Source organism: Lactiplantibacillus paraxiangfangensis, from assembly GCF_036246185.1.
GTDB lineage: Bacteria > Bacillota > Bacilli > Lactobacillales > Lactobacillaceae > Lactiplantibacillus > Lactiplantibacillus paraxiangfangensis.
This window is the reverse complement of sequence record NZ_BTPW01000002.1, coordinates 154,245-174,603: the sequence shown is the minus strand read 5'-3', so window position 1 is coordinate 174,603 and position 20,359 is coordinate 154,245. Positions and strand designations below refer to the sequence as shown.

At 46.1% G+C, this 20,359-nt stretch carries 22 protein-coding genes; 4 read left to right on the top strand and 18 right to left on the bottom strand.

What is annotated here, in order from left to right; translation table 11 throughout:
- Positions 1-355: 355 nt before the first annotated feature.
- From AAA939_RS01855 to AAA939_RS01835, 5 genes are all read right to left on the bottom strand, one after another.
- On the bottom strand, positions 356-730 hold the full coding sequence (locus AAA939_RS01855; RefSeq protein ID WP_338208034.1) for a biotin/lipoyl attachment domain-containing protein: 375 nt from the start codon (positions 728-730) through the stop codon (positions 356-358).
- 1 nt (position 731) lies between these two features.
- Positions 732-1,643: a sce7725 family protein gene (locus AAA939_RS01850; RefSeq protein ID WP_338208035.1), complete on the bottom strand. Its 912-nt coding sequence runs from the start codon at positions 1,641-1,643 to the stop codon at positions 732-734.
- Complete coding sequence (locus tag AAA939_RS01845; RefSeq protein WP_338208036.1) at positions 1,640-2,356, bottom strand: hypothetical protein; 717 nt, start codon at positions 2,354-2,356, stop codon at positions 1,640-1,642. Before AAA939_RS01845 ends, AAA939_RS01850 begins: the two co-directional genes overlap by 4 nt.
- Positions 2,346-4,727: an ATP-dependent DNA helicase gene (locus AAA939_RS01840; RefSeq protein ID WP_338230426.1), complete on the bottom strand. Its 2,382-nt coding sequence runs from the start codon at positions 4,725-4,727 to the stop codon at positions 2,346-2,348. Before AAA939_RS01840 ends, AAA939_RS01845 begins: the two co-directional genes overlap by 11 nt.
- A 155-nt stretch (positions 4,728-4,882) precedes the next feature.
- Positions 4,883-5,254 (bottom strand): hypothetical protein, encoded by a 372-nt coding sequence (locus tag AAA939_RS01835; protein WP_338208038.1) that lies wholly within the window; start codon positions 5,252-5,254, stop codon positions 4,883-4,885.
- Positions 5,255-5,440: 186 nt separating this feature from the next.
- On the opposite strand from AAA939_RS01835, the gene AAA939_RS01830 reads away from it, so the two are divergent.
- Together AAA939_RS01830 and AAA939_RS01825 are read left to right on the top strand one after the other, a co-directional pair.
- Positions 5,441-6,649: an acetate/propionate family kinase gene (locus AAA939_RS01830; RefSeq protein WP_338208039.1), complete on the top strand. Its 1,209-nt coding sequence runs from the start codon at positions 5,441-5,443 to the stop codon at positions 6,647-6,649.
- 400 nt (positions 6,650-7,049) lie between these two features.
- Positions 7,050-8,252 (top strand): NAD(P)/FAD-dependent oxidoreductase, encoded by a 1,203-nt coding sequence (locus AAA939_RS01825; protein WP_338208040.1) that lies wholly within the window; start codon positions 7,050-7,052, stop codon positions 8,250-8,252.
- A gap of 80 nt (positions 8,253-8,332) precedes the next feature.
- Here AAA939_RS01825 and AAA939_RS01820 read toward each other — a convergent pair whose 3' ends face one another.
- The 13 genes from AAA939_RS01820 to AAA939_RS01760 all read right to left on the bottom strand — a co-directional run bounded on the left by AAA939_RS01820 (position 8,333) and on the right by AAA939_RS01760 (position 19,068).
- The gene (locus tag AAA939_RS01820) at positions 8,333-8,854 is read right to left on the bottom strand and encodes a hypothetical protein (RefSeq protein WP_338208041.1); all 522 of its coding nucleotides are present in this window, start codon (positions 8,852-8,854) and stop codon (positions 8,333-8,335) included.
- On the bottom strand, positions 8,844-9,476 hold the full coding sequence (locus AAA939_RS01815; protein WP_338208042.1) for an ATP-binding cassette domain-containing protein: 633 nt from the start codon (positions 9,474-9,476) through the stop codon (positions 8,844-8,846). The genes AAA939_RS01820 and AAA939_RS01815 overlap by 11 nt, the downstream gene beginning before the upstream one ends.
- A 15-nt stretch (positions 9,477-9,491) precedes the next feature.
- Positions 9,492-10,220, bottom strand: coding sequence for a hypothetical protein (locus tag AAA939_RS01810; protein ID WP_338208043.1), 729 nt, complete (start codon positions 10,218-10,220; stop codon positions 9,492-9,494).
- 1 nt (position 10,221) lies between these two features.
- Positions 10,222-10,908 (bottom strand): hypothetical protein, encoded by a 687-nt coding sequence (locus tag AAA939_RS01805; protein WP_338208044.1) that lies wholly within the window; start codon positions 10,906-10,908, stop codon positions 10,222-10,224.
- Positions 10,895-11,689: a hypothetical protein gene (locus tag AAA939_RS01800; protein WP_338208045.1), complete on the bottom strand. Its 795-nt coding sequence runs from the start codon at positions 11,687-11,689 to the stop codon at positions 10,895-10,897. Before AAA939_RS01800 ends, AAA939_RS01805 begins: the two co-directional genes overlap by 14 nt.
- A gap of 389 nt (positions 11,690-12,078) precedes the next feature.
- Positions 12,079-12,870 carry a CPBP family intramembrane glutamic endopeptidase gene (locus tag AAA939_RS01795; protein WP_338208046.1) on the bottom strand — a complete coding sequence of 264 codons (792 nt, stop codon included), beginning with the start codon at positions 12,868-12,870 and terminating at the stop codon, positions 12,079-12,081.
- Positions 12,871-13,099: 229 nt separating this feature from the next.
- A complete protein-coding gene (locus AAA939_RS01790) occupies positions 13,100-13,879 on the bottom strand; it encodes a CPBP family intramembrane glutamic endopeptidase (RefSeq protein WP_338208047.1) in 780 nt (259 codons plus the stop codon).
- A 130-nt stretch (positions 13,880-14,009) separates the two neighbouring features.
- Entirely contained in the window at positions 14,010-15,080 is a 1,071-nt protein-coding gene (locus AAA939_RS01785; RefSeq protein ID WP_338208048.1) for an ABC transporter substrate-binding protein, read from the bottom strand.
- Entirely contained in the window at positions 15,077-15,892 is an 816-nt protein-coding gene (locus AAA939_RS01780; protein ID WP_057706374.1) for an ABC transporter permease, read from the bottom strand. Before AAA939_RS01780 ends, AAA939_RS01785 begins: the two co-directional genes overlap by 4 nt.
- A complete protein-coding gene (locus tag AAA939_RS01775; protein WP_338208049.1) occupies positions 15,889-16,722 on the bottom strand; it encodes an ABC transporter permease in 834 nt (277 codons plus the stop codon). Before AAA939_RS01775 ends, AAA939_RS01780 begins: the two co-directional genes overlap by 4 nt.
- A gap of 12 nt (positions 16,723-16,734) precedes the next feature.
- Entirely contained in the window at positions 16,735-17,832 is a 1,098-nt protein-coding gene (locus AAA939_RS01770) for an ABC transporter ATP-binding protein (RefSeq protein WP_338208050.1), read from the bottom strand.
- A 19-nt stretch (positions 17,833-17,851) separates the two neighbouring features.
- Positions 17,852-18,394, bottom strand: coding sequence for a helix-turn-helix domain-containing protein (locus AAA939_RS01765; RefSeq protein WP_338208051.1), 543 nt, complete (start codon positions 18,392-18,394; stop codon positions 17,852-17,854).
- Positions 18,395-18,600: 206 nt separating this feature from the next.
- A complete protein-coding gene (locus AAA939_RS01760) occupies positions 18,601-19,068 on the bottom strand; it encodes an ASCH domain-containing protein (RefSeq protein ID WP_338208052.1) in 468 nt (155 codons plus the stop codon).
- A gap of 193 nt (positions 19,069-19,261) precedes the next feature.
- On the opposite strand from AAA939_RS01760, the gene AAA939_RS01755 reads away from it, so the two are divergent.
- Both AAA939_RS01755 and AAA939_RS01750 read left to right on the top strand, forming a co-directional pair.
- Positions 19,262-19,750 carry a GNAT family N-acetyltransferase gene (locus tag AAA939_RS01755; RefSeq protein ID WP_338208053.1) on the top strand — a complete coding sequence of 163 codons (489 nt, stop codon included), beginning with the start codon at positions 19,262-19,264 and terminating at the stop codon, positions 19,748-19,750.
- Positions 19,750-20,277: a GNAT family N-acetyltransferase gene (locus AAA939_RS01750; protein ID WP_338208054.1), complete on the top strand. Its 528-nt coding sequence runs from the start codon at positions 19,750-19,752 to the stop codon at positions 20,275-20,277. The genes AAA939_RS01755 and AAA939_RS01750 overlap by 1 nt, the downstream gene beginning before the upstream one ends.
- Positions 20,278-20,359 lie beyond the last annotated feature (82 nt).

Here is a 20,359-nt window from a genome sequence, read left to right as displayed (position 1 = left end):
GTTTCTCCCAAGCGCTTAACTATGAAATAGTATAACTGCTGATTGTGACAGGATAATAGCAGTAGCTTTACGAATTCAGGGGTTAACTGTAATAAAAGGGTCTTTTTGTAATCTTTTGTAATATAAATATGGGGTTTAAGTGATTGGAAAAAAGCAAAATTGCGATTAATGGTTTAACAGATTAAAGATTATTTCACGATTGATTAAATAATAATTTGATAAAAAAAGCCCGTCTAGCAACGTTTGTACGCCACGGACGGGATGAATGTTAAATTGTAACGGTAAGTTGGTGGCACGTTTAAGCAAAAATGTAAACGCTTTTACAAAAATCAGATACTTACTTTTGGTAACAGCCCTAATCCGCCTTTAAAATTACTAACCAGTTATTTTTCTGGACGTTATTCGCTAAATCACTAGGTTGGTCGGTCAAATCAGTATTGATTTTCTGGACAGTTCCACTAAATGGGGTCGTAAAAGGATGGGACCCCTGTTCATCAGTAACGGTGGTCAGGACATCACCAGTCGTCAGGTGTTGACCTTCTGAAGGCAGTGTTAAGCTAGTAATCCCCGTCAAAGGTGCGGTAGCCGGATCCGTTAGCCCGAGGACGAGGCGTTGATGAGACTTAGTTTGGAGCCAGATGTCACCGTATAGCATTGGCGCGTGTTTTTCGTGATATTCGTCACGGTAGAAGTGAAACATTTGTTTCCAAGCAGATTCATGTTTTGGCATTTTATTCTCCTATTAAACGGTGCATCAGTTGTAAGTGGTGCATTAATGATAGCTTTTTAACGGTGCCGAGTCCAGGAAACTTTGCGGTGTGCTCGTAGGCTAGCAGACTTTCAAGGGCCGGTGTTCGGTTTAATCCGGTTAAATGGGCTGGTGCCCACGCGGTCAGTTTGGCTAACGCTTCCGAAAATTTTTGCTTTTGGCCCCCTAGATGCTCATTGCTGTCAGAGACGCAGTGGTGAATTCGTAACTGGCCGTCTGGCGTCACGTATATCAAATGTAACGCGATGGCCCGGGACGGCATACCCTTATCGTAGTACGGTTTCCCGACGAGTGAGAAATCACCGAAGCCCTGGTAGCCAAAGGGCGGGGTGGCCCAGCTGGCCGGTTCAAAGTATTCATCGGTCAGGAGCCCGTAATCAGCGACGTGGTGTGGCGTCGCCATGGCATCGGTTAGGAGGATCGCCTGGTTACCGGCAATTTGGTGCAGGCGGGCCTCATCGGCAATCACGAGGGTTGTACGCTGCAACACGGCTGAACCTTGATAGGCTTTAAGCAACGGATAGTTGGGGGCAACTAGGAAGCTGGTTTGCCCGGGGCCACAAGTTAAGAAGTCCCGACTAAAGTCCGCGGCTAAAATGGCCCCGGGGTGAAAAAACGGCACGGTACTGAGGTCGGGAAGTGGATAAAGCTTATTCGGATTTAGGCCGTACACGCTAACTTGTGGGTTGGCAATCAAACTAAAAGGTTGCTGAGCTTTGATAAACGCCGCCACGGTCTGCTGTAATTCCTTGGAGTCACGAACGGGTTCAATGATGGGGATAATGTTTGATCCTAATTGCCCCTGTTCACACAGCGCCTTGAGCGCCAATAAATCGTACATCCGACCACGAAAATAGGGCGTATAAGTCGTCATAGTTGGTCCCCCAGATCTGGTGCAATCAGTTGCTGATAGGCTAACTTGAGTGTTTGGTATTCAGCGTTACGAGCGTCCAATTCTTCTTGTAGCGCCGTTACGGTATCGTTCGTGGTCTCGTCAATAAACCGGTCGTAGAGGTTTGCTTCGGGGTCGTACACGTCGTAGCCTTTTCGGGCCCGCTTGCGCAGCTCTTTAAAAAGTTGGTCGTCAGAATAGAGTGCCAAGCCCTTTTTGACGCGTTTGGCCTTATCGACTTCTCGGAATAATGAGGCGATGAAGTGCCCGGTTAGTGGCGCTTCGGGAACTTGTAAGTCTTGATGCTGGGCTTTTTTAGCCACGGTTAGGAATCCGGGTGCTCGTAATGGCTGTGGTGCTAGGGCGACAGCCTCTGGATCAAAAGCGCGGTAGATCAAAACACCGATGTGGCTCGGAATCTCATCTTTGACTTCCTCGTAAAGGGCTTGTGGGAGCACGAAGTAGTTATAGTGCCCAATAAAGGATAACTTGGCCTTCGAATGGAAGTCATTTTTAGTCACCTTTAACTCGTAGCACCGCCACTCAATCTGACCGTCTGGAAGTTGCTGATAGCTGAGTGTATCAACAATGCCCTTCTTATCGGGCATACTAACTTCTTCAACAACGTAGGCGCCCTGTTCCAAACAGTACTGATAGAGGGTACTTTCAAGTTGGCGTGTTAACTTAGTCTTCATTAGTAGTTTCCTCCTTAGTCTGGTGCCAAAAGTTGGCAATGGTGGCGCTGAGTTGCGGTAACGATTGAATTGTTTGGTAGTATTGCCAGTGCGATGGGAATAAATCGACGTACCGTTGACTCGCAAACCGCTGGTCCAATAATAAAATGATCCCGGTATCCTGACTGCTACGAATTAGTCGACCGGCCGCCTGCAAGACGTTATTCATGCCGGGAAGCTGGTAAGCGTAGGCGAAGCCCTGACCGTTTTGATGGTCGTAGTAGTCACGAATCAAGTTGGTTTCGGGATTTAAGCCGGGTAACCCGACACTGACGACGGCAACGCCAATCAACCGGTCCCCGCGCAAATCGATCCCCTCTGAGAAGAGGCCGCCGAGCACGCAAAAGCCGACGAGAGTGGTTGGATTATCCGCTTGGAATTGATCCAGAAAGGCTTGCCGGGCCGCCGCGTTCATGACGGATTCTTGGCTGGTCGTGGCAATGTCAGGATAAGTTTGTTCAAAGGCCGACTTGATCTGACTGAGATACCCATATGATGGAAAGAACACGAGATAATTGCCAGTTTTTCCGGTGACTAGCGCGTGTAAACTTTGAATAATGCGATCGACGTTACGCTCACGTTCCCGGTAAGTCGTTTGAACGTACTGCGTCACCAAAATCGCTTGGTGCTTCGGCGGAAATGGGGAAGGCAACTGGTAGGCGAGACTGTTTGCTTCGCCGCCTAAGACCCGTTGGTAGTACGCCATCGGGGACAGGGTCGCGGAGAACAGGACCGCACCGGCACCGAGTTTCAGCGACCCATCTAAGAAGTCACTAGGATCAAGGCAGAGTTCCTTGACCGTTAGATGGTGGCCGTCTAAGACGAACCGGGTCTGATAGCTCCCATCGTACAAGTCCCCGATTTTGACGAAGGTTAAGCACGCAAAAAAGTAGTCACGGACGGCGTCTAAGAGTGGGGACGGCTTTTGTTGTGTCATCCAGTCAGTGACAAATTCGTTAAATGTTCGTAGGGTTCGCAAAAGGGGCTCCGGTGGGTCCAGCGTCACTTGTTCGGTGACGCCGTCATCTAACAGGGATTGACTGAGACGCGTGAAGCTGCGGCGTACTTTTTTGAGCGCTTGTTGTAAGTCGTCACTTGGTTGCGTTTTATCGGGACGGGCTAGCTTTAATATGGACCCAATTGCTTGGTCGCTGACGGCCGCCGAATACATATCCCGGGCCCGACTGACGAGGTTGTGGGCTTCGTCAACGAGGAAAAAGTTGTCGTCGTCACCCTCGCTGAAGAACCGTTGTAAGTAAACGAGCGGGTCGAATAAGTAGTTATAGTCACAGATGACCACGTCACAAAAGAGTGAGGCGTCCAGTGAAAATTCAAAGGGGTCCACGGTATGTTTACGAGCGTAGCGTTCAATCACTGGTCGTGTGATCTGATTTTCGTGAGTGAGCAAGTCTTTAAGCGCTGGTTTCAAGCGGTCGTAGTAGCCAATCATAAACGGATTTTCTTCCGGGATTAAATCCTGTTCTTCCGGAAAACGGATCTGGTCTTTGGCCGTCAAGGTGATGCTCTTAATGACCAATCCGTCGTGACTCATGAGATCAATGGCTTCCTCAGCCACGTGCCGGGTACTTTGTTTCGCGGTGAGGTAGAAGAGGCGTTCAATTAAATCCTCACCGAGCGCTTTGACGGCCGGAAAGAGTGTCGAAATCGTTTTACCAGTTCCCGTTGGCGCTTCGACGAAGAGGCGTTTGTTGAGCCTCACGGTCTTGTAAACGGCCGCGGCGAGCTCACGTTGTCCGGGTCGAAACGCGGGAAATGGAAACGGGAGGTCGTTAATTGAGGCGTTGCGCTGCTTGCGAAGGTCCGCCCGTAACGTGAGCCAGTACTCGTATTCGGTAATGAGGTCTTTGAAGAATTGGTCGAGTTCGGCGCGCCGCAGGACCTTTTGTTCTTTGGTCACTTTTTCGGTGCTGACTTGAAAATAGGTCAATTGTAAGGTGACCTTATCAAGCTCGGGATGTTCTTGTAATAATAGGTAGCCATAAACTTTGACCTGGCCCCAGTACAGGGTGCGGGTATTGTCGCTTAGGTCATCATACGCCTGATCGGACGTTTTGATTTCTTCAATCAGGGCGCCGTCGTCGTTTAACTGGATACCGTCTGCGCGGCCAGAAATGACGTAGTCGCTCCCGTTCATCGTCACGGTCTTTTTAAGGTAGACTTCGCTGTCGTAGTCTTCACCACGACTACTTTGGAGCCGCCGATGAATTTTAGCCCCATTTAAGGCGGTATTCTGACTATTTTTAACTTCGTTTAGGTCGCCTTGACGAAGAACGAATTCAACGAGTTGACGAATACCAATTTTAGGTGCCATCGGACGGTTCCTTTCTGAATGGATTGACTTTCATTATAAAACATCTGTTCGGGTTTGTCTGCGTTAAGTCGGATTGCGGTATAAATAACCGGTCAGACCGCATAAAAACGGGGGTCCCAGCTGTTTGGGACCCCCGTTAACTGCAACTTAGTTCATTATTTTTGGTACCAATTACTGTGGCGCTGACGAATCGTTTTACGGAGACTAAAGCCGTAGCTAACGATCAGTGCGGTCAGTAAGGTCGCAACCGCGGCACCTAACCAGGAGTGGGGACTACTAAAATAGCCCGCATAACCCGCGCCAACACTAACGAAAATGATGACAGGAATCAATATATTGATAGGTGCTGGGTGTAAGAAGATAAGCCCGACAATCCACAAGCCAGCCGCTGTCACCACGGCGTCAACACTGACGGTTGTCCCGAAATTAGTGATTAATGCCCATAATGCGACGATTGCCCCAACGACTAACAATAAAGCGGCGAAACTGTTACTGAGAGTCCAAGAAAAATGCTTCTTCGTCATCATGATCATCGCCTCGCTTTCTTTGCTTTTATTATACCGTAAAATGGGATAATGAAAAAAATGATAAGTTGGGAATATTGTTTACAATGATATGAAAATATAAGCTTTTTGAATAAAACCTTGAAAGCGCATCCATTATTGGCTAAACTGGCAGTAGGCACACTTGATGATGGATGGAGGAAATATAGCATGGCAAAAATATTAGCAATTAACGCTGGTAGTTCAACTTTAAAATGGAAGTTATTTAGCGTTCCAGAAGAAACGGTGATCGCCTCAGGGATGGTTGACCGTTTAGGATTACCTGATTCAGTTTTCGTGATTAAAAAGGCGGACGGGACGAAGTACAAAGAAACCCGTCCAACGATCGATGCAAAAGAAGCGGCTGCGATGGTCCTGACTCGCTTGAAGAGTGATGGCATTTTGGCCCATTTATCCGAGATTACAGGGATTGGTCACCGGGTCGTTGCGGGTGGCGAACACTTTAGAGATTCAGTGATCATTACCCCCGAAACGTTAAAGGAAATCAAAGATTTGTCTGAGTATGCGCCGTTACATAATCCAACGCAAGCTTATTACATTGAAGTCTTCCAAAGCTTATTACCAAAGGTGGTCCAAGTGGCTGTCTTTGATACGTCGTTGTTTGCAACGATGCCAAAAGTAAACTACTTATATAGTATTCCTTACGAATATTATGAAAAATTCGGCGCACGGAAGTATGGTGCGCACGGGACTAGTCACCGTTACGTGGCAAACCGGACGGCTGAAATTTTAGGCAAGCCGTTAGACTCACTTAAATTGATTACGTTACATTTAGGGTCAGGTGCTTCAATCACCGCCTTTGATCATGGTAAGGCCATTGATACGTCTATGGGCTTTACGCCGTTAGCGGGGATTACGATGAGTACCCGTTCTGGGGACATTGATGCGTCTTTGATCCCATTCTTGATGCGGCACCTTGGGATTTCTGACGTCCAAGACTTCATTGATATTCTAAACCACAAGTCCGGGTTACTCGGTATTTCTGGGTTATCACCTGACATGCGTGACTTGGATAAGACGAAGGACAGTCGCGAACGTTCCGAACTTGCTTTGGAAATCTTCGCAAGCCGGGTCGTGAAGTACATCGGGAGTTACATTGCTGAAATGAACGGCATTGACGCTTTGATCTTTACGGCCGGTGTTGGTGAAAACTCCGTTGCGATGCGTGCACGGATCTTGAAGCAATTGAGCTACTTCGGTGTGACGGTCGATGACGAAAAGAACGACGTCCACGGTAAAGAACAAGTTATTAGTAAGGATGGCGAACCAGTTAAAGTGATGGTCGTCCCAACTAATGAAGAGTTAATGATTGTGCGTGACGTTGAACGTTTGACCGCAAAAAGTCCAGTAACGGATTAAATCAAAAGATAAAGGATCGTGGTTGTTATAACCACGGTCCTTTTGTTTTGGGCTGAAAAAAGCTGTTCGACTCCGCTAGCGACTGTTCGATGAATAATTCGTTAATTATTATTGCTTATTAAAAGTAAAATGACTGATTAGTTGACTACTGGTTAATGATGGGTATTTTTATAAACTTCAAACCTAGTGACGGTCAATCTTTTATATTATTTGTAAAGTTAGACTTTTAATGATAATCATAAAAAATTAAACGGCTTTTTAGCTGAATTTTGCGGGATTTCAGTGTACGATGTACTTAACCATATAATGGCATTTGAGCTGTCAAAAATGACCGGAGCCACAATCAATTTAGCGCGCTGTGGGGGTCGTTTGACTGAATGATGAAAGGGGTAAACAAGACATGTCAACAACTTTAGTGCTTGGCGGGGGCTATGCTGGAATGAGGGCCGTCAAGTTTTTAACGAAAGGGCTACCTAGTGGGGATCAATTGATTTTAGTTGATCAAATACCGACACATACGGAGAAAACTAATCTCCATGAAGTTGCGGCCGGAACGATTGATCCAGAACGGATTACGTATAACATTCCGTCCGTAATTGCAAAACGGGTCACGTTTGTGCAAGCGACGGTTAACAATGTCGACGTTGCAAACAAAGCCATCAGTTTCGAAGACCATGATGACATCAGCTATGATTACTTAGTGCTTGCATTAGGATTCCAGTCCGAAACTTTCGGGGTACCGGGTGCGAATGAAAATGCGTTGGCAATGGATGATCTTCAAACGGCGCAAGCGGTCTATCAACACATTGAAGACCGGGTCAAGGCCTATCAAACGAGCAAGGATCACAATGATTTGAAGATTGCGGTCTGTGGTGCGGGCTTTACCGGGATTGAATTGTTAGGTGAACTGACACAGTCATTGCCTAAATTACAGAAGAAGTATCAGGTTCCCGCAATCAAATTAGTTTGTTTGGAACGAATGCCATCAATTTTGCCGATGTTCAACCAAGACTTGCGGGACTATGCGCTGGCCTTCATGGAAAAGAACAACGTTGAAATGCGGTTAGGTTCCGCTATTACGGCGATTAAACCCGGCGCCGTTGCTTATACGGATACGGACAAAGTTGAACATGAATTTGCCGCTAATACGATTATTTGGACGGTGGGGGTCAGTGGCTCGCACGTTATTGCGGATTCTGGCTTCCAGCAGCGTCGTAACCGGGTCATGGTCCAACCAGACTTGTCACTAGAGGATCGGCCAGAAGTCTTTATCGTGGGCGACGTGGCGGCGGTAATGCCACCCGATGGCGAACGACCATACCCAACGACAGCCCAAATTGCGCTGGCTTGTGGTGAACAAGCAGCCAAGAACATTGTTGCTTTGCGAAATGGCAAAGCCACGACACCGTTTAATTATCAATCCAGCGGAACGGTCGCATCGCTCAGTGACCGCGACGGGATTGGTGAAATCTTCAGTAGCAACCGCCCCGTTAAAGGGTATCCGGCTTCAGCACTGAAAAAGGTGATCACCGACCGTTCGCTACTTGAGAGTGCCCACTTGGGGACGGTCTTCAGTAAGGGACGTTTCGACTTATATCATTAAATGTAGAAAAAAACCAACGCAGCCACCAATCGGTTAACGATTTAGAGTGCCTGCGTTGGTTTTTATTCTATATCGGTGCATTAGAAGTCAAGTAGGTAGGAATACTTCATGTATTGTTTGCCATGGGGGACTAAAAAACTAAAACGGGGGGTGGCGTTTCTAGAGGCATAATTGTCGCGGGGGGTCCGAAACGACATGACGATTACCCGCCGGCCTTTCTGGGACATGTCGTTCATGGACAGTGCTTTTCCTGTAGTTGTGGTTGGTCCCTTGGTCATACTATAGTAGCCATAAGGAATGTTAAACCACATATTGTCATCAAAGTTTGGATTATTGGTTTTAAAGCCATAGTTGCTAGGACCGACCTGATTGATGCTCATCGTTACGTTCATGAGAGCCTCATCATTCGTTAGCTTTGTTTGGGTTCTTAAAATTTTGAAATGAACATCTGGGTCCTTAACGGTTTGGTTGCGTTTAACAACGACCTCTTTAACGTTTTGGGGGAGGTATCCGCGGTTAACCACCCGGTAACGCCAGCCTGCCAAAATACTCAACAGGAAGATTGGGCCGAGTGTTAGTCCCCATTTGGTTTTAGATTTCATGAGCTTGACCCGCCTTCACTTGGAAACGGCGACTAGCAACTTGGTTCACGAAGTCGTGATCGTGTGAAGCAATGATAAAGGTACAGCCCCGTTGTTGCAATTGAAGTAAATAGGTAATTAATTTGTCGATACTTTCAGCGTCTAAGGCGTTGGTCGGTTCGTCCAAAATAATGAGGGGACTTTGACCAAGGACCGCCTGCGCGATGCCTAATTTTTGACGCATTCCAAGTGAAAATTTACGGACTTTCTTGTTATCGTTTATGGGTAGCTCAAATTGTGCTAATAAATCGTCAATTTGTTGATCAGTGACTTCAGGCAACAACCGTGCTAATAATTCCAGGTTCTTTTTGGCAGTAAAGTTGTCAATGACGCTCGGATTTTCGATAAGAATACCGGCACGAATTGGAAACTTTCCGCCGACAGTTAGTTTCTGATCATTAACTAAAACATCACCAGTGGTACGAATCAGACCAAGAATGGCTTTTAAAATCAATGTTTTACCAGAGCCGTTAATGCCTTCTAAAGTGACAATGTCACCCGCATTAACGGTTAGCGATACGTTAGTCAGTAGGACCTGATTTTTAACGGATTTGCTTACATTTACCAATTTAATTAAACTCATCATTATTCCCCCGTATTAATGATTTTCAAGGTAGCGATAACTGATTAGATAACCCCCGATTAATAGAACTAAACAGCCCAGTAACCACAAAACACTGGCTGGTTGAAAGGCTGGTAATCTGGAATAGATTGATAGCCCAAGTGGGTTTTGTGGGTTAGGCCAATAGATGGTCAAGACTAATAAAATGACGGGGATGATCAGCCCGATGGCCGGACTGATCAGATTACAGATTTGTTGCACCATAAGGAGTAGTAGCAAATCTAAGAATAGGATCATGGCCCAAAGTGCCCACGCGGTAGCCCCTTTGATGGAGCCTACGCTGAATGCGACTTTTGGCCACCAACTTTGTGCTAACCACAGACTAACGATGGTCAGTCCATCGATAGCGAGTGCAGTTAAGCTCAGTAGTTGAAGGTTGAGTCTGCCAAAACTTAACTTTGAAAATTGAAAGCCCCGCAGTTGAACCGCGTGTGCTTGCCATAATTGCTGAAAACTGTTATTGACAATGATCAGTGGAAAGGAAAAATAGCCTAACCAGAAGACTGGAAAAACAATCTCGCCGTGGGCAATCTCAAAGGCAGTTGGTGCCGCGAAAAATTGAGCAATTGCGTGCGGATAGGCGCTATCGGAAACTTGATGGCCAACAGTCAATATTAGGATAATTAGGACGAACATAATGAGCCTAAAGCGTACTTTAATCAGTTGCCAGTAGTGATATCCTTGGACTTGTCTTAATGCCCGCATCTTAAAATTCCCTCCGCTGCACTAAGTAGTAGGTCACTAATCCAATCAATAGAATCAGGCCGGCTAAGTTCATTAATTGGAGCAACCGTGTGAAGGGATCGGTCATTTGATCAAACGCGTATAGTAAAACATTTTTGGTACGATTTTCTTGCTCGAATAATAAAATATTGACGAATAAAACGAACAGTACCGATATCAGTTTGCGATGGATTAAAAAGTAGAGTAGCAGGGTGATTGCACTAAGAATTACTTGAACGAATAAGATAAAAACTGCTGCTAATCCGAGGTCAATTAAAATAGTTGGCCGAGTGGAAATTAATGGTGCCTTTCCAAACAGGATGCAACTAGTTGTTAAACTCCAGATTAACCAAATATTAATGATGACCAGCAAATTTTGAATTACAGTTTGCCAATATAAGGTGGAACGGTGTTGACTAAAAAAGCTGTCATTTAAATGATATTCAGTCATCATTGAAGTCGCAATTATTGAGAGTGGCAGGTAGCGTTCGTACATCAAATAAGGGTCTACCGTATTCTGGTACAGAAAGGGCAAGCTATCACTGCCCCATAAAATTGCGGGAAAGGCGCTAATCCCACATAAAAAAGCGAAGGTACTGATGACTAAGAGCAATTTCCAGCGGGCACGCAGGCGATAAAACTCTTGGGCACCGATGTTATGCAACAACACGATAGCGTCGCCCCCCTAGTACTAACAGGCTGGTGACGATGAGCATTGCAAGGGTGATGCTGCCAGCGGACAAGGCGCTAGTATCCAACTGGTTAGTCTCGGTTAAGAAATAGTAGGGTGCAAAGCCAATCCCGCTACTACTAATCCCTTGTAGTTGCAATAAGCCGAGTTGCAATAAAAATCCCGTGGTCATTGCAACAAATCGGTTAGGTAAGAGTAACGACCATCCCAGTGTGAACCAGGCAAACAGGGTTCCCCAGAAACCAGCAAATAGAATGGCTAATATGGCATGAATTAAGGGATGTTGATAATATAAACTGACTAATAAAGTATTACGATTAATAACCATAATGTTGCTATTGAGTAAGTGATCGGGATGAATATTAGGTAAAATCATGAAATAGGTGAATAGGTTGATGATGAGTGGTAAGGCTACAATCAGAAAGCCCATAATGCCGGCCCACAAAAAATAGCTAAGAAAGACTTTTCGTTCACCAAGTTTGACTTGTAGTTGATTGAAGAAGCCGCTATCTAGGTCTTTACGAATCAAACTAGCTGTCGGTAGCGCTGCTAATAAAGGAATGATCAAGTAGAAAGCGGTAGCTGCAAAGTGAAAGCTATCGATTCCCATCCACTTGGTATAGGGTGAGTCAAAAAAGGTGTTCTGGGCGAGTAAGCGGTGATTTAATGATTGAATGATTTGAATCAGTGGTAGTACAAGTGCGATTCCCCCGAAAATCCATAATTGAAGCTTGTTGAATCGATGCCAAAGTAATTGCATGTTTCCCCCTCCAAAGGTCAATATGTAGAGCAACACCTGATCCATGTGTTTCAACGACGTTATTCCATAAACGCGTTGCTGATGCGAGTATATCAGACTTTGATAATAATTTTCATTAACGATGAGAAAGATTTATTAATATATAAATATATTTATATCGATTATCCAGTTAACGCGTCTTACAAATGTAGGTAATTAAAACGTTTACATTCGAACTCAAAATCTAATGAACGATTTTATTTTTTTATAATTTAATTATCGATTAAAATAGATATATCTAAATAAAGGGTTATTTGTCATAGAAAAAAGGAACGACTAAGCAAAATTAATCGTTCCATTTTTGATTATAGATAATTTTGACATGACATAATATGACTTATACCATGTTTCTATGACTGGGTATCTCTTTTTAACCGTTCCGTTGGGATTTTAACGTTTTGGACTTGGCGTGCGGCCACTAAAATTGCGAGCAGTAGTAATGCGCCGTAAAAGACTGATACGACAATTGAAACGTTCCGGCTAAAGTCCAGGTTAGCGTTACTATTCGGGTGTTGCGTCAACTGAACGACCACTGACAGGTCGGTAGCGGCGTGCATTAGGATCGGTAGTCCCAAGTTGCGCGTCCTGATATAAACGCCCGCAAATAAGGTGCCGAGCGCCATGGCAAATAGAATCTGAGGTAATACATATGTTAATGATAAGTGGGTGCTGTTCATTAAGTGCAAGCCCCCGAAAAGAAAGCTAGAAGTTAAGACAACGGCGAGATTCTTACCCGGTAATGAACGGGCTAGTAACGGAATCATGACACCGCGAAAGACGTATTCTTCGGTTAAGCCGACTAAAATGATATAGCCTAAGTACATTAAAATTAAAGGTGTGAAGGGGACGGTGAATAACCTAGTTAGGTTGGCTGAAACGAGTAAACCGACCACTAATAATGCTGGTACGGCTTGTTCTAGTTGTCCCCAACCGTTGTGATGATTCCAAAATAATACTGGGACGTGTGCCAAGTAATGATTGAAAATCCAAACGCCGAATAGGACGATGGCATCTTGAACGATTCCGGAATACTGCTTCGGAATCAAGCCGAAGCTGAATAAGACGGCCGTGGCAAAAAAGAGGGCGATGACCCATATGAAGCATAGTAGGGCTAATCCCCAGCCCCGTTTAAAGTTTTTCAAAGTTTCCCCTCCTAGTTAAGTCAAGCTTGTCACTATTTTAGCATGGAACTGAAGGTTGAAAACTAAGGATGGTGTTTTGACATTGGTATAACAACGTTGATTCTCCAAAAAATAGTTCAGATGATTGCTTCTAACCACCCATGGGTTCACCTACCGTAGCGATGCGTCCCCAAAAATTGTAAACGTGTGGGGTTTCTTCCATACCAACCAATCTAAGCTAGAAAGTCACTTAGTTCGTTGCGGATTGTTCCGTTAGAATTTCGGCGGGCCAGACCTGTCGATCAGCCACAAAGAGTGTGATTATTAGGATGATACCGCACAGTGAGATAGCCACGATTGAGATGTAGAAACTGAAATACAGATTGGCGTTGCTAGGGTGTTGTATCAGTTGAACCACGAGGGATAGATCCGTCGCGGCGTGCATTAGAATCGGTAAACCTAAATTGCGGGTTCGAATATAAACCCCTGCAAATAGGACCCCCAACGCCGTGGCAAAGAGAATTTGTGGTAGCACGTAAGACAGTGACAAGTACGTGCTGTTAATCAGGTGCAAGCCGCCAAAGAGAAAACTGGAAATGACGACAACGGCAAAATTCTTATTTGGTAATGATCGTGCTAGTAACGGAATCATGACGCCGCGGAAGACGTATTCTTCCGTTAGGCCAATTAAGAAGACGTAGTCTAAATACATTAATACTAGTGGTGTAAAGGGCAAACTGAGAACTTTTGGTAGATTGGCAACGACCAAGTGACCGACAAGGAGTAAAGCCGGCACGGCCTGTTCCAACTGACCCCAACCGTAATGCCGGTTCCAAAAGGAGACCGGGACGTGGGCGATGTAGTGGTTAAAGAGCCAAACACCGAGTAAGACAACGACTTCTTGAACGATGCCGGCATAATGCTTAGGTATCCAGCCCAAAGCGAACAAAAGGGCTGAGGCAAAGAAAAGGACGATGACCCAGATGTAGCATAGTAGGGCTACTCCCCAGCCCCGTTTAAAATTTGTCATAATAAGTACTCCTCGTTAAGCTAGTCTAGTCCATTATTTTAGTGTGAAACTTTAAAATAACAGTCATATACTTCTAGTTACGCAAAAAGTCCCGGAATTATTTTCCGGGACTTTAAAGAAGCAAATTAATTTAATGGTGCATCTTAAATTCAAGGTACCGGTCATTGTATAAGCCAACTTTAGCTGGCGAGAGGTCCTTGTAAATTTGTAAGTGTCGAATCGTTTGATTGTCAGGATAAAACTGGCGATCGTTACGAATGGCTTTCGGTAACAGCGCCTTAGCTTTCTTGTTTGGTGTGGCGTAACCGATGTACTTGGCGTTTTGGGCCGCGTTTTTCGGTTTGCTCATGAAATTCAAGAAAGCGTAAATCGCTTTGAAATGCTTCGCCGTTTTTGGAATGACGAGGTTGTCGAACCAGAGATTACTACCTTCAGACGGGACAACGTAGTGTAGGTGGGAGTTGCCTTCCAACATTTCACTAGCTTCACCGGACCAATCGACAGCGACGGCGGCTTCGTTTTGAATCATGTACATCTTGATTTCGTCAGCGACGACCGCTTTCACGTTGGGAGATAAGCGGTTGAGTTTGTTACGTGCAGCTAATAAGGTGGCGGGATCGGTCGTGTTCATCGACTGGTTCATGGACGCGAGCGCAAAGCCCATGACGTCTCTGGCGCTATCAATTAGCATCACCTTATTTTTATACTGCTTTTCCCAAAGGTCGTTCCAGTGCTTGATGCTGCCGGGTTTAACGTACTTATCGTTGTAGATAATTCCTAAGGTTCCCCAGAAGTAGGGCACGGAATAGCGATTGTCCCGATCAAAATCAAGGTTCATGAAGCGTGGATCGTAGTTGTGCATGCCAGTCAGCTTACTTTTATCTAACGGTAACAGTAAGTTGGCTTTTTTCATCTTTTCAATCATGTAATCACTGGGCACGGTCAGGTCGTAACTAGTCCCACCCTGTTTGATTTTTGTAAACATGGCTTCGTTACTGTCGAACGTTTCGACGTTGACGTGATACCCAGTCTGCTTTTGAAACTTGGTCAGCAGGTTTGGGTCAATGTAATCGCCCCACGTGTAGAGGTTCAAGACCTTTTTCCCGGTACTGCCAGAAGTAGTCTGGAGTTGATGGGCACCGAATGCGAGTAACCCACAGACGGCAAATAGGGCGAGCACGACGCTTAGTAATTTTTTCATTTCCGCCGCCCCCTCGTTGCTGTACGCCGATGTTTACGACTGTATTGATTAATGAAGTAGTAGCCCACCACGAGAATCAGGGCCATTAAGAACATGAGGCCGGATAGCGCGTTGATCTCCAAGTTGATGCCTTGACGAGCCCGCGAGTAGATTTCAACGGATAGGGTGGTAAAACCGTTCCCCGTAACGAAGAAAGTGACCGCGAAGTCGTCTAATGAGTAGGTCAGTGCCATGAAGAAGCCGGAAAAGATGCCGGGCATGATGTACGGCACGATGACCTGACTCAAAAGTTGCCAGTTGTTGGCGCCAAGGTCGGCCGCCGCGTCGAGCAAACTACTGCTCATTTCTTGAATCTTAGGCAACACCATCAAAACGACGATGGGAATCGAAAACGCAATGTGGCTCAATAGAACTGAGCCAAAGCCTAGCGGAATCTTTAACGCCGTGAAGAAAATCAGGAAGCTCGCCCCGATGATAACGTCTGGGGAAACCATCAGGATGTTATTCAGCGACAAGAGGGTGTTTTTCGTAATGGCTTTAGTCGTGTTGTTGATGCCAAGCGCTCCCAACGTCCCGATCACCGTGGCTAAGATGGATGATAGCAGGGCGACGAGTAAGGTGTCGAGGAAAATGGCAATCAGACGACTATCCGCGAACAGGTCTTGGTAGTGTGACCAAGTGAAGCCGTGAAAGTTATTCATCGTGTCACCCTTACTGAAGGAGTACACGATTAGGAAAATAATCGGCGCATACAACACGATGAAGACGAGCCATAAATACAGGTTACGCCACTTAAAGTTACGTAAGCTCATTTGGTCATCCCCTTTCGCGTGCGCCGTTTGCCACCGCTAGTCAGCATCATAATGATGACCATGGCGATGATTAAGACGACCCCGATCGTGGAACCCATGCCCCAGTTCATCGTCGTCAAGAAGTGCTCTTCAATCGCAGTCCCCAAGGTAATCACCTTGTTACCACCAATCAGTCGGGTCAACATGAAGAGGGAGAGCGACGGGATGAAGACGGCTTGAATCCCGGCTTTGACCCCGGGCAAGGTGAGTGGAAAAATCACCCGACTGAAGGTCTGCCAGTTGGTTGCACCCAAGTCACGACTAGCGTTGACGTAAGACGGATTCAGTTCACTGATCGAGTTGTAGATCGGTAAGACCATGAACGGAATCTGGATGTAGGCCGCGACAAAAATAAAGCTAAAATTCGTAAAGAGCAATTGTTGCGGGCCGATGCCAATGAAGCTGAGAAATTGATTGGCAATCCCGGCCTGACTGAAGATGCCAATGAAGGCGTAAGCTTTAAGTAACAAGTTGATCCAAGTCGGCATAATAATGAGGAGTAGCCACAGTTGGGGATACTTCGTCTCATTAAGGACGTACGCCGTTGGATAACTAATGAGTAACGTCGCCAGGGTAATCAAAAAGGCGTACCAGACGGAATTAAGCGTCATCATCAGGTAAGTGTTTGATGAAAAGTAGGTCTGGTAGTTCGCTAAGGTAAATTGGCCGTCAATGTTAAAAAATGATTGATAAATCAGTAATAGGACTGGCGCAATGACGAATAGTAAAATCCACAGCATGTACGGGATGAAGTAAGCCGTGTTGCGGCTCAAGCGTTGTTTTCGTTGCATAAGCTTCGCCCCCTAATCGTCTTCGTATTGTTCGAGTCGGGCATCAAAAGCGGCTTCACTTTCGTTTAACCGCATGACGTGGATGTCTTGCGGATCGAAAGTCAGACCAATGGGTTCCCCTTCGTCGGCCGGATTCGTCGAATGAACGAGCCACTCGTTGTGGTCGCTGTCGTAGGCGACGATTTCAAAGTAGTTGCCCCGGAATAACTGTGAATCCACGGTCACCACGAGTTTACCTTGATCGGCGGCGACGATATCCAAGTCTTCTGGGCGAAGGACCACTTCGACGGCTTCGTTAGGTCGCATCCCACCGTCGGCACATTCGAAGGCTTTGCCAACGAATTCGACTTCAAAGTCTTTTAACATTTTGCCGGGGATGATGTTACTTTCCCCGATAAAGTTAGCGACAAAGTGGTTGATGGGTTCGTCGTAAATGTCGACCGGACTGCCACCTTGTAAAATGGCGCCGTCGTTCATGACGAAAATCTCATCACTCATCGCGAGGGCTTCTTCTTGGTCATGGGTGACAAAGAGGAAGGTGATCCCTAACCGTTGTTGTAAATCGCGCAATTCGTACTGCATGTCCTTGCGTAATTTGGCGTCCAACGCTGAGAGGGGTTCGTCGAGGAGTAAGACTTTGGGCCGCATGACGAGCGCGCGGGCAATGGCGACCCGTTGTTGTTGGCCACCAGAGATTTCACTGATTTCGCGGTCGCCAAAGTCGGCTAATTGAACCATGGCTAAGGCGTCTTGAACCCGTTGATCAATTTCGTCCTTGGAAACTTTATGCAATTTAAGGCCAAACGCTACATTTTCGGCGACGTTCATGTGTGGAAAAAGGGCGTAATCTTGGAACACCGTGTTCACTTGCCGTTGGTTGGCGGGCAGGCCGTTGATGACTTGTCCGTCAAATTCAACTTCACCGGAAGTGACCGCGGTGAAACCCGCAATCGTCCGTAAAATGGTCGTTTTCCCACAACCGGATGGGCCGAGTAAGGTATAAAATTTACCGGCCTCGAGTTCTAAGTTGATGTCTTTAAGAATTTGATGATCTCCATAACTTTTACAAACGTGATTTAACCGCACGATCGGCTGTGTATTAACCGCCAATGGAAAGGACCTCCTAATATTATAAGTAGGACGCGGTCGTAACTAAGGTAAATGTGCAGGGCAACGGTCCCGCGTTACGAATTTGATGCGTCTTAGTTGCGTGAAAGTAAAGCGTATCACCCGCAGTTGCCACGTGTTCCTGACTACCGAGGCGTAAGTGTAAGGTGCCGGTTTGGACCATGATAAAGGTCTCCGCCGGCGATGGCTCAAAGGATTTGAAGCAACCGTTGGGCGCTAAGGTGACCGTGACGGGTTCGAGTTCGTTCTCATTCGAAGCCGGGACGAGCCACTTTAACTGGTAACCGAGTGCTTCATCGTCGTAAATTCGGTGTTCGCTTGGGTGGTAGACGATTTTATGATTGGGCGGTTCGGGCGCAAAAAAAGCGGCCGGAGTCATCCCAAGTACTTCAATGATGGCAAAAAAAGTTTCCATCGAGGGTGAGGATTGGTTATGTTCTAGTTGCGATATGTAACCCTTACTTAAATCAGTCCGTTCCCCCAGTTCTTCTTGTGTCAGTTGTTTTTGCATCCGTAAATTACGGATACGCTGACCGATGTCCATGACATTCACCTCGAATCATAGTTTTGTTTAAGTAAACAATAAGTTTAGTACAGTCTTTAATTATAGCGAAAAAGCTTGGTGAGACAAGTTAAAAATGCGTGTGACTAGTATGTTATTCTAATCGAACATATAAGCTGATTTGTTAGCGTTCACCGATTGCAAAAAAGAGTCTGGGTAATCATCCCAGACTCGTCATGGTTATTAGGTTAGTCGGCGCGATAAACAACTTCGAAGACTTCACTGACCATTGGGGTGTCGGAAGATAAGTTGTGTCCGTGCGCTTCAAGGGTCGGGGTAAATTCATCCGTTTTACGTTTGCGCCAGTCGCCGATGGTGCGGTCGCCCTCATCTTCGTGCCAGGCGTGTTCCGCAGAGATCCGGTAGAACGGGATCAGTTCGGAAACGACCGTTTTAATCACGGCAACTGGTTTCATATCGCCGTTGAATAAAACGTTGTAGTCACCAGGCTGGGGGATGGCAACTTGTTCATTGGTATAGGTGTCCAATGGGGTGGTCGTTGCGGTTTTAGTCCCAGCTAAGATGGCATCCGTTGCGGCTTGAACCTCGGCTGGCTTGTTCTGATCGCCGAACCAGCGGGTCTGATAAGAGGCCCCGTTGGTATCGGTCGTTTCAGTATATGCTTTCCATAATTCTTCTGCTGATTTTGCTGGCATAAGCTTCACCTAATTTCAATAAGAATAGTGAACTCATGGTCATGTAACCGAATTCACAACCTAAGTATAGCATGTCATTTCTCAAAACGACACGGCAGTGACTGCTTTTCATTTAGAAAACGGGCGTTAATCATTACGGCGACTTAACGATTGAAATTTTGATATAATAAAACTATAAATTGGGGGTAACGATATGCAAATTACACCAGTCAAAGTGACTGATTTACCACAAATCATGACTATTGAACGGGCGGGCTTTTCCGACGCTGAAGCGGGGAGTCAAGCGGCTTATCAGGAGCGGATTCAAAAGCTGGGATCGACCTTTTTAGTTGCGCGCGATGGTGATGTGGTTCTGGGTTTCATCGTGGGACCGGCGACAACTGAACGCTACATTGAAGATGAGATGTTTGCGACGCCCCCGACAAACTTAGCGCACGGTGGCCACCAACTAGTCTTTACGCTGGCCGTCGCACCGGTAGCTCGTCACCAGCATGTCGGCAGTCAACTTTTAGCAGCGCTAGAAGCTGACGCCCGTGCAAAGGGCAGGACGAGTTTATCGTTAACGTGTCTAAAACGGCTTGTACCATTTTACGAGCAGAACGGATTTACGAATCAGGGTGTCGCGGCGTCCAGCCACGCTGACGAAACTTGGTACAATTTAGAGAAAGTCTGGGACAAATAATGAAATTATCAACGCTACAAGCAGAATTGCCTAACTTTAAGATCCGGTTATTAACATTGGAAAATCAGGAAGAATTACTCGCTTTAGAACGGAGTAATCCGGAATACCACCGTTACTTTTCACCAGAACCATTGACCACGGAAGAAGTTCAGCACGACTTAACGGCAACGCCACACACCGTCGCACCGGAACAAAAGCAGGTGTTTGGTTTTTATTTAGCCAACCGGTTAGTGGCCGTCTTGGACGTGTTGAACCAGTACCCGCAAGAACAATTTTTATTCATTGGCCTACTAATGGTTAATCAAGCTTACCAACGAAAGACGGTCGGTAAAGTCATTATGACCGGTTTAATGCAAGCGGCCATGAAGAGTGGGGTCGTCTGCCTACAACTGACCCGGGTCACAACCGATACCGGAGTGGAAACCTTCTGGAAGAAGCTCGGTTTTGAGAATGGCGACCAACTCTTTTTGCCGCTTAAACACGGCGGCCGGTTACCGGTAACGACGATGTCCCGCCTATTAAAATAAAAGGGGCAATTCTCATCAGAATTTAGCGTGTCCAGCCACCTAAACTGATGCGATTCGTGTTAAACTCATGATGATCATATTA